General features: G+C 64.6%; 12 protein-coding genes. 1 reads left to right on the top strand and 11 read right to left on the bottom strand.

The genetic code is table 11. The annotated features are described in order from the left end of the window. Nucleotides 1-55 precede the first annotated feature (55 nt). From ACE3OO_RS18880 to ACE3OO_RS18840, 9 genes are all read right to left on the bottom strand, one after another. On the bottom strand, nt 56-694 hold the full coding sequence (locus tag ACE3OO_RS18880) for an NUDIX hydrolase (protein ID WP_374305328.1): 639 nt from the start codon (nt 692-694) through the stop codon (nt 56-58). Beyond that, entirely contained in the window at nt 691-1,401 is a 711-nt protein-coding gene (locus ACE3OO_RS18875) for an NUDIX hydrolase (protein ID WP_374305326.1), read from the bottom strand. Before ACE3OO_RS18875 ends, ACE3OO_RS18880 begins: the two co-directional genes overlap by 4 nt. Before the next feature lie 27 nt (nt 1,402-1,428). Further along, a complete protein-coding gene (locus ACE3OO_RS18870) occupies nt 1,429-1,824 on the bottom strand; it encodes a DUF983 domain-containing protein (protein ID WP_374305324.1) in 396 nt (131 codons plus the stop codon). Next, the gene (locus ACE3OO_RS18865; protein ID WP_374305322.1) at nt 1,821-2,804 is read right to left on the bottom strand and encodes a magnesium transporter CorA family protein; all 984 of its coding nucleotides are present in this window, start codon (nt 2,802-2,804) and stop codon (nt 1,821-1,823) included. The genes ACE3OO_RS18870 and ACE3OO_RS18865 overlap by 4 nt, the downstream gene beginning before the upstream one ends. A gap of 142 nt (nt 2,805-2,946) precedes the next feature. After that, nucleotides 2,947-3,930 carry a glycerophosphodiester phosphodiesterase gene (locus ACE3OO_RS18860; RefSeq protein ID WP_374305320.1) on the bottom strand — a complete coding sequence of 328 codons (984 nt, stop codon included), beginning with the start codon at nt 3,928-3,930 and terminating at the stop codon, nt 2,947-2,949. Beyond that, a complete protein-coding gene (gene rnr / locus ACE3OO_RS18855) occupies nt 3,927-6,188 on the bottom strand; it encodes a ribonuclease R (protein ID WP_374305318.1) in 2,262 nt (753 codons plus the stop codon). Before rnr ends, ACE3OO_RS18860 begins: the two co-directional genes overlap by 4 nt. 5 nt (nt 6,189-6,193) lie before the next feature. Continuing rightward, on the bottom strand, nt 6,194-8,938 hold the full coding sequence (gene topA / locus ACE3OO_RS18850) for a type I DNA topoisomerase (RefSeq protein ID WP_374305316.1): 2,745 nt from the start codon (nt 8,936-8,938) through the stop codon (nt 6,194-6,196). Between the two features lie 168 nt (nt 8,939-9,106). Continuing rightward, complete coding sequence (locus tag ACE3OO_RS18845) at nt 9,107-9,607, bottom strand: PAS domain-containing protein (RefSeq protein WP_374305314.1); 501 nt, start codon at nt 9,605-9,607, stop codon at nt 9,107-9,109. A gap of 120 nt (nt 9,608-9,727) precedes the next feature. Beyond that, the gene (locus ACE3OO_RS18840) at nt 9,728-10,864 is read right to left on the bottom strand and encodes a helix-turn-helix transcriptional regulator (RefSeq protein WP_374305312.1); all 1,137 of its coding nucleotides are present in this window, start codon (nt 10,862-10,864) and stop codon (nt 9,728-9,730) included. Nucleotides 10,865-11,059: 195 nt separating this feature from the next. On the opposite strand from ACE3OO_RS18840, the gene ACE3OO_RS18835 reads away from it, so the two are divergent. Then, nucleotides 11,060-11,329 (top strand): hypothetical protein, encoded by a 270-nt coding sequence (locus tag ACE3OO_RS18835; protein WP_374305310.1) that lies wholly within the window; start codon nt 11,060-11,062, stop codon nt 11,327-11,329. Between the two features lie 90 nt (nt 11,330-11,419). Here the strand turns inward: ACE3OO_RS18835 and ACE3OO_RS18830 are convergent, their stop codons facing one another. Both ACE3OO_RS18830 and ACE3OO_RS18825 read right to left on the bottom strand, forming a co-directional pair. Then, entirely contained in the window at nt 11,420-11,890 is a 471-nt protein-coding gene (locus ACE3OO_RS18830) for a YchJ family protein (RefSeq protein WP_374305308.1), read from the bottom strand. Nucleotide 11,891: 1 nt separating this feature from the next. Further along, complete coding sequence (locus ACE3OO_RS18825; protein WP_374305306.1) at nt 11,892-12,536, bottom strand: muconolactone Delta-isomerase family protein; 645 nt, start codon at nt 12,534-12,536, stop codon at nt 11,892-11,894. Nucleotides 12,537-12,587: the final 51 nt, after the last annotated feature.

Below are 12,587 nucleotides of genomic sequence, written 5' to 3'. Positions count from 1 at the left end.
GGTCGGCTTGGGATTGGCGGCGCAGCATAGGGATTCGCACCCCGATGTCAACCGCTTATGGTTTTTCCCAGCTGATCAGGGGTTTACCCCGGCGATAGCGCCAGAAAACCGGCCTTCCGGGCCGCAGGTCGGGCCCCAGCCGGCCGACCACGTCGCGCAGCATGAATTCGGTGATGTCGGCCAGCGGCAGCCGCAGCGCGGCTTCCAGCGGCCGGAAGGCTAGGTCCAGAAGCTCGCCCGAGCCCCCCAGGCTGACCGGCAGGTCCGTCACATCCTGCAGGAAGAAGCGGGCGTGGAAGCGGATCGGGCTTTCGGCCGGCGTGATGGCCCGGCCAAGATAATGCAGGCCGGAGGCGTCCGGCCGCAGCTGGCCGGCTTCCACCCGGCCCAGGACGATCCCGGTTTCCTCCCAGGTTTCGCGCAGGGCGGCCAGGGCCAGGGCGCCAGCGAGCGCCGGCTGGCAGCCCATCAAAGAGACAATATTATTGTTTATATTTAAACTATTAGAAGCAATATCTGACAGATCACTTGAGTCAAGCCGACCACCCGGAAAGGCGTAGACATCGGGCAGGAAGCGGTGTTTCCCGGCCCGGCGGCCGAGCAGGATTTCCAGCGGCCCGCGATCGTTCCGGCGCACCAGGATCAGGCTGGCGGCATCCCTTGGCTTCACCGATCTGGAGGGGTTCAGGCTCATTCCCAGTCCAGCCGGCGCTGGCCGTGGCGCATGTAGTGGAACGGTACCCGGCAGGCCGGGTCATCGGCGCTGGCCGGCCGCAGCCAGTCTTCCAGGCTGGCGATGACGAACTGGGTGATGTTGGGCAGCGGCAGGTTCTGGGTTTCCTCCCGGGTTACCCAGCTCAGCTTGTCCAATTCGGACGAGGGGCACAGCGCGCCGGTGGCGGCTTCGGCCGGAGCGGCAAAAAAGCGGGCATCGAACCGCCGTGGCCGCCCCGGCGGGGTGATGGCCCGACAGACATAGAGCAGGCGCGCGGGGTCCGGGGCGAGGCCGTCGGCACAGAAGGCGGCCCAACTGGCCGGGGCGAGGGCCGGCTTGGACGCCGGAGCGGCTAAACGCAGGCCCGATTCCTCGAAGGTCTCGCGGATGGCGGTCAGCGCCAGGGCCAGCGCCTTGCGCGGGCCGGTTCCCTTGCAGCGGGCCAGCCGTGCCGTGCTGACGGGATTGAGCGGCGCCGCCGGGCGAATCTTATAGTCGGCGAGGTCGAGCCGGCCGCCGGGAAAGACATAACGGTTGGGCATGAAGGCGCTGGCGCCGTGGCGTTCGCCCATCAGCACTTCAAGCCGCCCGTCACGTCCGCGCCGGCGATAGAGGATCAGCGTGGCCGCGTCGCGGATCGGCTGGGGTGCCTTGGTTTTTTCACTCTGCGAGTCGGCGGGCGTCATCTGACGCAGTATAGCGCCTTTGCCGGATCAATGCGGCTCGCTGCCGAATCCGTGCATGCGTCGCGACCATTGCAGGCCGATCAGCGTGCCCTTGATATGCGGCAGCAGCCACAGGCAGAGCAGCAGGGTCAGCGGCAGCCACAACGCCATATGCACCCATTGGGGTGGCTGTACATTCTGTTCCAGCAGCAGCATCAGCGGCACGATGATATGGCCGACGATCAGGATGGTGAAATAGGGCGGCGCGTCATCGGCGCGATGGCCGGCCAGTTCCAGCCCGCAGGACGGGCAGGTATCGTTGACCTTGAGGTAGCGGCCGAACATGCGGCCCTGGCCACAAGCCGGACAGCGACAGCGCCAGCCGCGCCACATCGCTTCGCCCATGGGGCGTTCCATCAGGTCGTCGAGCGAGACCTTCATCATAGCCAGCCCTTGCGCTTGAACCACCAGTAAGGCAGCACGGCGGAGGCGACCATCATGAGGATTGCCAGCGGATAGCCGAAATCCCACGACAGCTCGGGCATATGCTCGAAATTCATGCCGTAGATGCTGGCGATCAGGGTGGGCGGCAGGAACACGGTGGCGGCCACCGAGAAGATCTTGATGATCTTGGTCTGCTGGATGTTGATCAGGCCCAGCGTGGCATCCAGCAGGAAATTGCCCTTATGCGCCAGAAAGGCGGCCTGCTCGTTCAGCGACTGCACGTCGCGCGCCAGCGTCTTCAGCCAGGTACGGCTTTCCTTGGTACCGCGCTGCTCGGCCATGGTGAGCGTCAGGAAGGCGATCAGGCGGGTGAGCGATACGAGGCTGTCGCGGATACGCGAGTTCAGGTCCTCGACATGGCCCAGCTTGCGCACGGCTTCTTCGAGATCCACCTCATCGGCGGATTCATGCTCCTTTACGCGATGACCAAAGATGTTGCGCGACACGCCGTCCAGGTCCTTGCCGGCGATCTCCAGAACGTCGGCGGCGCGGTCGATGATGGAGTCGAGCAGGCCGCACAGCGCGGCGTCGGGCGAGGCGGCCAGGCTGGGCTGGCGCTGGGCACGGGCGACAAACTGGCGGAACGACAGCGGGTCGGCATAGCGTAGCGTCACGGTCGCGCGCGGCGTGCGCATGAAGGTGACGGCCGTGGTTTTCGGCTGTTCCGTCTCGGCATGGAACAGGATGTTGGCGGTCATGTAGCTGGCATCGCCTTCGCGATACAGCCGGCTGGAAATCTCGATCTCCTGCATCTCCTCGCGGGTCGGCATTTCGATGCCGAGCAGGCGCTCGATCGATTTTTCCTCGGCATGACTGGGTTCGAGCAGATCAATCCACACCACGCCTTCGGGCAGGGTGGAGTCGGGGGTAAGCTCGACGCGTTGTAGCTGGCCGCCTTGCGGCAGGTAGGCAGTGATCATGCTGGCCGTCCCTGGTTCCGGCGCCGACCCGGCGGTGCGGCGCGGCGCCCTTTTAGCCCCGGATGCCGGGCCTGGGAAGCCCTGAAACAGCCCTGCGGCAAATTTGTCCTGAAAGCCAGGATGCCGCCGGCATGCGACCGATTTATGGCGATACGGGCGATGCCGCTGGCAGGGGCAGGCCCTTGGCCTGCAGCACGGTACGCAGACGGTCGGGGTAGTCGGTGATCAGGCCGTCGACCTTCAGGCCGATTTGGCGCTCCATCTCGGCCGGATCGTTCACGGTCCAGGGAATCACCTGCAGGCCCAGTGCGTGGGCTTCCGTCACCAGGTCTGCCGTCACGTTGCGCCAGAAGGGCGACCACACTTGGCCCTTTGCCGCCTTCACGAGTGCGGGCGTTGAGGAAAAGTCGTCGGCATCCAGGCCACCCAGCCAGGGACTGGCATCGGGGCGGCCGCGTTGCACGTTATCAGAGGCCGTACCCTCGATGGTGAGGTGTATGCGTGGAATCTCCGGTGCCAACCGGGTGGCTTCGGCCAGCGTGCGCCAATCGAATGACTGGATGGCGGCGCGCTGGCTTACGCCAGCCTTACGGATGGCCTGCACCAGAGCCTCGGCCAGTTGCGCGGGTGTCGCCGTTTCATCGGGTTTCAGGGGATTGATCTTGGTCTCGATATTGAAGCGCACGGATGTGTTGCCGCTTTTCGCCACCAGAGCGAACACGTCTTCCAGCCTCGGCAGGCGGGTGCCATCCACCGGCTTCTGCTCGGGGAAGCCCTGGCCGTATTTGCTGGCCGGATCGAGCCGGCCGACATCGTAGCGTTGCAGTTCCGCCAGCGCGCTGTGCCAGATGGCGGGGCCGGGTGCGGCGATCCATTTGCCATCCAGGCGGGCCAGGTGCGGCTGCGGCAGCGGATCGTGGCTCACCACCAGATGGCCGTCGCGCGTGAGCCCGACATCCAGTTCCAGCGTGCTGACACCCAGTGACAGGGCCGTAGCGAAAGCGGGCAAGGTGTTTTCCGGCGCCAGGCCGCGAGCGCCGCGATGGCCCTGCAGGTCGAAGGCAAAACCTTGCAGCGGAAGCAGCAGGGCGACAAGCGCGGCTGCGATGCGGGATGTGCGGATCATTTGCGTTTTTTGCTGCGATGTTTCGACCAGCTTGGACGGTTGGTGGTCTTTTTGATCACCGGTTTGCCGCCACGGGCGCGCGGCACGCTGCCGCCGCTGCCCAGAATCTCAAAGCGCAGGCCGCCGGTGACGGGCGTGGCTTCTTCCAGACGCACGCTCACGCCATCACCCAGGCGGTAACGCTTCTTGGTGCGCTTGCCGACCAGGGCGCGCTGGGCTTCCTCGTGAGCATAGAAATCATCCGACAGCGACGAGATCGGCACGAAGCCGTCGGCGCCGGTTTCCTCCAGCGTGACGAACAGGCCAAAGCGGGTGACACCGGAAATGCGGCCATCGAATTCCGCACCGACATGTTCGGACATGAAAGCCGTGACGAAACGGTCCATGGCATCGCGCTCGGCCTGCATCGAGCGGCGCTCGGTCAGCGAGATATGCTCCGCGATGCTTTCGAAATTGGCATCATCCTCGGGCGCCAGTCCGTCATCGCCCAGTTTCAGGCCGCGCACCAGCGCACGATGCACCAGCACGTCGGCATAACGGCGGATCGGCGAAGTGAAATGGGCGTAACGCTGCAGGTTGAGGCCGAAATGGCCTTGGTTGTCCGGCGAGTAATAGGCCTGCATCTGGCTGCGCAGAACCACCTCGTTGATCAGGCGTTCATGCTCGCTGCCGCGCGCCGCGATCAGGATGGCGTTGAAATGCATCGGCCGCAGGCCCTGGCCCTTGGCCAGCCGGTAATCCAGCGTGTCGAGGAATTTGCGTAAGGAGTCGATCTTCTCGTCCGAGGGCTGCTCGTGTACCCGGTACATGCAGGGCTGCTTGCGCTTTTCCAGTTCCTCGGCGGCCGCCACGTTGGCCGCGATCATGAAATCCTCGATCACCTGATGGCTGAGCAGATGCTCACGCGGCCTGATGGCGGCGATATGGCCGTTCTTGCCCATGACGACCCGGCGCTCCGGTGCAGTGATCGCCAGCGGCTGCCGCGCCTCGCGGGCCCGGTTCACGGCAGCATGACAGGCATAAAGCGGCTTCAGCACCGGATCGAGGAAGGGCAGGGCCGCCTCGTCGGGATTGCCGTCGATGGCCTCCTGCACCTGGCGGTAATTCAGGCCGGCGGCGCAGCGCATCAGGCCACGCACGAATTTGTGGCGCTTCTTGTTGCCTTCGGCATCAAACCACAGATGCACCGCCAGGCAGGCGCGCTCCTTGCCTTCGACCAGCGAACACAGGTCGGCCGATAAAGCTTCGGGCAGCATCGGTACGACGCGGTCGGGGAAATAGGTCGAATTGCCGCGCTGGCGCGCGTCGTGGTCCAGCGCGCTGCCCGGCCGCACGTAATGCGCCACGTCGGCGATGGCGACGATGGCATGCCAGCCGCCCTTATTGTGCGGATCGTCGTCAGGCTCGGCGAAGACCGCATCGTCATGGTCGCGCGCGTCTTCCGGATCGATGGTGATCAGGGGGATCTGCCGCATATCCTCGCGCTCGCCCAGATGCACCGGCTTGGCCTTTTCGGCCTCGCGCTGGGCGGCCTCGGTGAATCTGGTCGGGATGCCGAAACTGTGGATCGGGATCAGGCTCAGCGCCTTGGGATCGGTGCTGTGGCCGATCACCTCGGTGATCTTCGCCGGCTTGAGGCCGAACCGGCGGCCGGGCAGAGGCTGGGCCACCACGATCTCGCCGGACTTGGCGCCAGCGTAATGCTCGGGCGCGATCACATATTCATGGCGCAGCTTGCGGTCGGTCGGCTGCAGGCGCCCCTGGCCATCCTCAGTAAGGGTGAAGACGCCGAGGACCGGCTGCTCTTCCTTTTCCAGCCGCTTGATCACGCGGCCGGCATACCGGTTGCGTCCCGCCCGGCTCAGGCGCGCCAGCACGCGGTCGCCCACGCCGGTATCGGCCATCTCGCGGCGGCGCGCCTTGCCGCCGGTTTCAAAGATGATGCGCGGCGCTTCGCCTTCGCCCTTCCACTCGACCGGCCGGCCGAGCAGGTCGCCGTCGCGATCCAGCTTCACGATGTCGACGAGGCAGACTTCCGGCAGCTCGCCCTTGGGCGTCAGCTTCTTGCCGTGGCCCTGATTGATGTCGCCTTCGGCTTTCAGTTCGCGCAGCAGGCCTTTCAGCGCCACGCGGTCGGCCGGGCCGATGCCGAAAGCCTTGGCGATCTCGCGCTTGCCTGCCTTGCCGGGATTGTCGGCAATGAAACGCAGGATGTCCTGTTTGGACGGCAGATGGGCTGCGGCTCTTTTCTTGGCCACGTCGGCTACGCTGCGGCGGCTTTCTTGCCGCCGGCTGCTTTCTTAGGCGCCGCTTTCTTGGCGGAAGCCTTCTTCGCCTTCGGCTTGGCTTCGGCCTTTTCAGCCGCAGGAGCCTTCTTGGGCGCGGCGGCTTTCTTGGCCTTCGGCGCGGCCTTCTTCTTGCCCTTGCCGCCCTTCTTGGCGCGGGCGGCGATGGCTTCGATGGCCTGCTGCATTGTCACGGCATCGGTTTCCACGCCCTTGGGCAGCGGCGCGTTGGTGGCGCCATGCTTCAGGTAGGGGCCGTAGCGGCCATCGATCACCTGGATCGGCTCATCATCGTCGGGGTGTTTGCCCACCTCGCGCAGCACGGTGAGCTGGGCGCGCTGGCGGGGGCCTTTGCGGCGCGCATCGGCCTCGGCGATCTTCTGGACGGCATGGTTGATGCCGATCTCCAGCGCCTCCATGGCATCCTTCAGCTTGGTATAGGCGCCGTCATGCAGGAGGTATGGCCCGAAGCGGCCGAGGCCGGCGAGGATCTCCTTGCCGGTATCAGGATGCAGGCCCACCACGCGTGGCAGCGCCAGCAGCTTCAGCGCCATTTCCAGCGTGACGTCTTCGATGGTGACGCCCTTGGGCAAAGAGGCGCGTTTGGGTTTGGTCTTCGCCTTGCCTTCGCCTTCGGCCTCGCCGAGCTGCACGTAAGGGCCGAACGGACCCTGGCGCAGGGTGATCATCTGCCCGGTGGCTGGATCGGCGCCCAGTTCCTGCGGGCCCGAGATGGCGATGTCGCCATGGCCGTTGCCGGCGCTGAGCGGCCGTGTGTAGCTGCATTCGGGGTAATCCGAGCAGCCGATGAAGGCGCCGGTGCGTCCGGCCTTGATGGCGAGCTGGCCCTTGTTGCAGGCGGGGCAGAGGCGGGGGTCCTTGCCGTCTGCGCGGGCCGGGAAGAAATGGTGTTCCAGCAACGCGTTGATGGCGTCGAGCACCTCGCCGCGGCGGCCCATCTTCTCGTCGATGCGGGTGACGGCATCCTTCACCGAGACGGCCGTGGTGCCTTCCTTCGGATCGTGCAGGGAGAAATCCTGCCAGAAATCCTCCAGCACCTTCTTCCAGTCGAGTTTGTGTTCGGCGATTTCGTCCAGCTTCTCTTCCAGCCCGGCCGTGAAGCTGTAGGCGAAATACTGCTCGAAGAAGCAGACCAGGAAGGCATAGGCGAGCCAGCCGGCATCCTCGGGCTGGAAGCGCTTGTTCTCCAGCTTCACGTAACTGCGCGCCTTCAGCACTTCCAGGATGGCGGCGTAGGTGGAGGGGCGGCCGATGCCCAGCTCTTCCAGCTTGCGCACCAGGCTGGCTTCGGAATAACGCGGCGGCGGCTCGGTGAAATGCTGTTCCGGCTTGACGCCTTCTTCCTTCATCGCCTCGCCGACGCTCATCTTCGGCAGGCGGGCGCCTTCCTCGTCATCGGCCGACTTGTCGTCGACGCCTTCCTCATACAGCTTGAGGAAGCCGGGCGAGAGCACGACGGTGCCGGTGACGCGGAAGGTGCCGGTATTCTTTTTATCGGCGATGTCGACCGTGGTGCGTTCCAGCTCGGCGGATTCCATCTGGCTGGCCAGCGCGCGCACCCAGATCAGCTCGTAGAGCTTGAGCTGCACGTCGTCGAGGTAACGCGCCACGGCTTTCGGCCGGCGGCGGAAATCGGTGGGGCGGATCGCCTCGTGGGCTTCCTGGGCGTTCTTCTGCTTGGTCTTGTAGACGCGCCAGCTTTCCGGCACGGCATCGCGGCCGAAATCCTCGGCGATCACGTCGCGCGCGGCACGGATGGCCTCGTCGGCCATGCTGACGCCGTCGGTACGCATATAAGAGATGAGGCCGGTGGTTTCGCCGCCGATGGTCACGCCTTCATACAGGCGCTGGGCGATCTGCATGGTCATCTGCGCCGAGAAGCCCAGCTTGCGCGCGGCTTCCTGCTGCAGGGTGGAGGTGGTGAATGGCGGGGCCGGATGGCGCTTGGCCGGCTTGATGGATACGTCGGTGACGACATAATCCAGGCCCTGCAGCTTCGCCACGGCAGCCTTGGCGGCGGCCTCGTTGGCGATGTCGAACTTGTCGAGTTTTTTGCCGCCCAGCTCCACCAGCCGCGCGGTCACGGTCTGGTTCTGCGGCGTGCGGAAATCGGCGCCGATGGTCCAGTATTCGCGGGCGCGGAAGGCCTCGATCTCGGTCTCACGTTCGCAGATCAGGCGAAGCGCCACCGACTGCACGCGGCCGGCCGATTTGGCCGAGGGCAGCTTGCGCCACAGCACGGGCGAGAGGGTGAAGCCGACCAGATAATCCAGCGCGCGGCGCGCCTGCTGGGCATTCACCAGGTCCATGTCGATGTCGCGCGGCTGCGCCATGGCATCCAGCACGGCCGACTTGGTGATCTCGTTGAACACCACGCGGCGGACCGTCTTGCCCTTCACGACCTTGCGGTTGTTCAGCGCCTCCAGCACATGCCAGGAAATCGCCTCGCCCTCGCGGTCGGGGTCGGTCGCCAGAATAAGAGTGTCGGCATCCTTGAGCGCACCCGCGATGGCCCGGATGGACTCCGAACCCCGGCCGGACATCTCGTAATGCATCTCGAAGTCTTTGTCGGGCTCCACCGAGCCGTCCTTGGCCGGCAGGTCACGCACATGGCCGAACGAGGCCAGCACCGTGTGGCCGGGACCGAGGTATTTCTCGATGGTCTTTGCCTTCGCCGGGCTTTCGACGACAACGACTTTCATAATCTGCGGTTTTCCAACAAAAATGAGGCGGACGTTTTAACCAGTCTGGGGCCACGGCTTATCCGGCGCGGCTGCCGGAACATGGGCGATGGAATCCGGCTTGTCAAACCCGATTGCCGGACGTGGTATTTAAATTATTGATTTATAATGAAAATCAGGACAGTCAACTCAGGACAGCCGGTCTTCCTGGGCCGGTTCCAGCGGGAAGGCGGCCACCAGCAGCATGCGGCAATCCTCGCCGCCGGCGGTGAGCGGCAGGGCCAGGCGCTCCCAGCTCCGTTCCACCTGCCAGGCCGAGCGCTTGTCGCGCGAGGTGTAGTCGAAGGTGGCGGTGTAGCGGCGCGACATCGGCATCCGGCTGTGCACCACGGCATCGTATTCGGTGCGCAGCAGCTCGGCCTGCTGGGCGGGCAGCTCGTTCACCCGCTTGCCGGTCATGTCGATCTTGAACTGGTTCACGAAGGTCGAGCCGTAGAGGCGATAGAGATAGTCGCCGTCGTCCTTGCGCTCGACCAGCATCAGGTTGCCCAGCCAGGGCTTCATCTCGATGGGGTCGATATCGGCGCGGTCGGGCATGGCGCGGCCCCGGCGCTTGCCGGCCCAGTAGGCATACAGCGCCTGGAGCGTTTCCAGCGTCAGTTGCGGCGTGCCTTCCAGCATCAGGCCCATGCGTTTCTTTGCTACCCCCGGTCGTGCAAAACCGGATGCCGACCCAACATCCGGTATGTTTCGGTGCAGGATACCGCAAAAGGCGGGGGATGTCAGCCTGTGGATGTCAGCCCATGGATATCAGGCGGGGCGACACATCCGCAGCACGGGATTGGACAGCACGATGCGCACCAGATCGGCCTGCCGGCCGCAGCCGGTCTTGGCGAAGACGGCCTTGAGCTGGGTTTTCACGGTATGCGGGCTCAGCCCGGTCCGGACGGCATAGTCATCCAGATGCTCGCCATCCAGCAGGGCCGCCGTCAGCCGGGCTTCCGCCGGCGTGAGCCCGAACTGCGCGCAGAGGGCCGATTCGGCCGGCGTGATACGGTCGTCGGGATTGTTCACGAAAATGATGGCTGCGGCCTGAAGGCGGTCGGCGCCGAGCCGATAACCGGGGGCAGGACAGACCAGCAGCGACAGCGGCAGGCCGTCGCGGCGCGGCATGGTCAGCATGCCGGCATGAGACGACCGGCCGGAAAAGCCGGCGATGGCTTCGCGGATGGTCTGTTGCAGTATCAGATTGCGGTCGCTGAACTGGGCGCGCAGATGGCCATGGCTGACCGCGATGCCCTGGCCTTTCTGCAGCAGCTTTTCAGCGACGGTGTTCGAGAACAGCAACTTGCCGGCGGCGTTCACCACCATCACGCCAACCGCCAGCGCCTCCAGCGCGGCCAGTCCGATCCCGCCCTGGCGCTCCAGCCGGTTCAGCTTGCGATACATCTGCAATGCGCGGGTCAGATGCGGCAGCAGCAGGCCCACGGCCTGGCGATCCTCGGCAGTGTAGCCATTGGAACCGTGAGCACGATGGATGCCGATCCCGGCCATGGCTCCGGAATCCACGTCCATCATCCCTCCGGCAAGATGGAAAATGCCGACGCTTTTCAGCCAATCAACATAGTATTCGGAATTAAGCAGCTTGTTTTCTTCGACAAGCTGATTGCCGAGTACCGGAACTCCGAAGCCAACCTTAAGCGCGCCATCCACATACATATCAGTTGCGTAAAAATGGTTTTCATAATCGGCGAGCGCCTTGGCGTCGTAATTGTCGGTGTTCGAGAGAATGACGGTCTGCCCATTGGCGAGATCGCGGAGCTGGATAGCGCAACTGCCGGAATGGAAAGCCCGGGCCAGATCGGGAGCTACATTGCGCCAGCCCTCTGGGTTCAGGGCCGCTTCATACAGGCTTTCCACCAGTGCGGAAAACTGCCGCAGATTCATAATCCCCCTCCAACCGTCTGACGCGGCCTTTCACGCGGTCAGTCTAATCACAGCCGCATTTTGCGGGCATGTGAAATTTTCACATACCCCGTTCGGGGGATGCGGGATTGCGGCCTCTCCCCGCATGCTGACAGCGTCACGCCTAATGCGCCGCCTGCGGATGAATGGCGGTGCGATTATCACCAGGGGGATATCATGAAGTCAGTTTTGCTTATCGGCGCGGCCGCTTTCGCGCTGTTGATCGGCGGCGCCCAGGCGGCTGAAAATCCGGCTGAAGTCGATGCCGTGGTGGCAGCCACCAAGGCAGCCGATCCGAATGTGTGCAAGGGCGGCCAGGCCGGCATCACCGCGGCGGTGTCGGCGCAGGTCCGCTCCATGGCCCAGGCCGGCAAGATCAAGGGCAATCCGCAGGCCGTGGGTGCCGAGGCTGGCCAGAAACTCGGCAAGTCTTGCCAGGGCGGCTGATCGGCAGCGGTCCGGAAACAACAAAGCCCTGCCCGGTGCATTGCCGGGCAGGGCTTTTTTATTCTGGCCTCACTATGGCTTTCCGTGCGTCTACGCCCGCCCGCAGCATTGCTTGAACTTCCTGCCAGATCCGCAGGGGCAGGGGTCGTTGCGGCCAGCTTTGATCGGCCGTAACGCGGTCTCGCCGTCGATATAGACCCATTGGCCGGCCTCGCGGCGGAAGCGCGAGCGTTCCTGCAGCACCTGCAGCCTGCCCTGCGCCCTGAAACGCGCGGCGAATTCCACGATGCCGGTGTCGTCCGCCGCGCCGCCATCTTTGGTGTCGAGAATCTCCAGCCCCAGCCATTGCGTATTGTTCATGCCGGCGCTGACATCGGCCGCATCGAAGCCGGCGCGATGCTCGGGCGCCAGCGTGCGCGCCAGATATGCCACGTCACCGCGCGTATAAGCCGTGTAGCGTGAACGCATCAAGGCCAGCGCGGTGGGGGCTGGCCGCCCGGCCAGGATCGGGCCGCAGCAATCCTCGAAAGACCGGCCGGACTGGCAGGGGCAGGGCGACAAATTATGCTGCCGGCTTTTCGTGATGTTCGGCCGGGCGGGCGAATTGCGGGAAATTGGGGTGCATCATCAGGGGGATCACGTCCACCTTGGTGAAGCAGGGATAAAGCGGCATGCCGCGCAACGTGGTGGCGACCGCATCGGCATCGGGCAGGTTCCACAAAACATACGTGCCCAGCGCGTTGGCGCGGCGCCAGATGCCAACAAGCTGGCGCTTGGCCAGCATGGACTCCGAGGCGCGCCATTCGGCCTGCACCAGCTCCTGGAACCTGTCGCCCGCACGCAGGTATTCGATGCGCACGTCGCAGAGGAACAGGTTGCTGTCGGGCTTGGGTTTGCTGTCGGGCTTTTCATGCGTGGTTGCGCCGCGGGCGAATTGCGGGAAGTTCGGATGCCCGATCAGCGGCGTCACTTTTACGTCGGTGAAGAAGGGATAGAGCGGCATGGCACGCACCTGATTGCCCACTGCCTCGTTGTTGGGCATGTCGAGGATGAACATCGTGCCCATGCCATTGGCCTTGCGCCAGATGCCGACGAACTGGCCTTTCGCCAGCAGCCGCTCTTCCTCATCCCACTCCGCGCGCACCAGCTGCTGCGCCTTGTCGCCCAGGCTGGTGAAATTGAAGGTGACATCCACGAGTGCGAGCATGTTCTGGGTTTCCTAATTTGTCATGCCCGGGCTTGTCCCGGGCATCCACGA

Origin of the sequence: Ferrovibrio sp. (assembly GCF_041906005.1) — a bacterium.
Classification (GTDB): domain Bacteria; phylum Pseudomonadota; class Alphaproteobacteria; order Ferrovibrionales; family Ferrovibrionaceae; genus Ferrovibrio.
The sequence above is the reverse complement of the archived record's forward strand: the minus strand, read 5'-3'. Positions and strand labels throughout refer to the sequence as shown.

Coding starts and splice junctions, on each gene's coding strand:
- ACE3OO_RS18880 (WP_374305328.1), bottom strand. CDS start 694: ATGAGCCTGAACCCCTCCAGATCGGTGAAGCCAAGGGATGCCGCCAGC.
- ACE3OO_RS18875 (WP_374305326.1), bottom strand. CDS start 1,401: ATGACGCCCGCCGACTCGCAGAGTGAAAAAACCAAGGCACCCCAGCCG.
- ACE3OO_RS18870 (WP_374305324.1), bottom strand. CDS start 1,824: ATGATGAAGGTCTCGCTCGACGACCTGATGGAACGCCCCATGGGCGAA.
- ACE3OO_RS18865 (WP_374305322.1), bottom strand. CDS start 2,804: ATGATCACTGCCTACCTGCCGCAAGGCGGCCAGCTACAACGCGTCGAG.
- ACE3OO_RS18860 (WP_374305320.1), bottom strand. CDS start 3,930: ATGATCCGCACATCCCGCATCGCAGCCGCGCTTGTCGCCCTGCTGCTT.
- topA (WP_374305316.1), bottom strand. CDS start 8,938: ATGAAAGTCGTTGTCGTCGAAAGCCCGGCGAAGGCAAAGACCATCGAG.
- ACE3OO_RS18845 (WP_374305314.1), bottom strand. CDS start 9,607: ATGGGCCTGATGCTGGAAGGCACGCCGCAACTGACGCTGGAAACGCTC.
- ACE3OO_RS18840 (WP_374305312.1), bottom strand. CDS start 10,864: ATGAATCTGCGGCAGTTTTCCGCACTGGTGGAAAGCCTGTATGAAGCG.
- ACE3OO_RS18835 (WP_374305310.1), top strand. CDS start 11,060: ATGAAGTCAGTTTTGCTTATCGGCGCGGCCGCTTTCGCGCTGTTGATC.
- ACE3OO_RS18825 (WP_374305306.1), bottom strand. CDS start 12,536: ATGCTCGCACTCGTGGATGTCACCTTCAATTTCACCAGCCTGGGCGAC.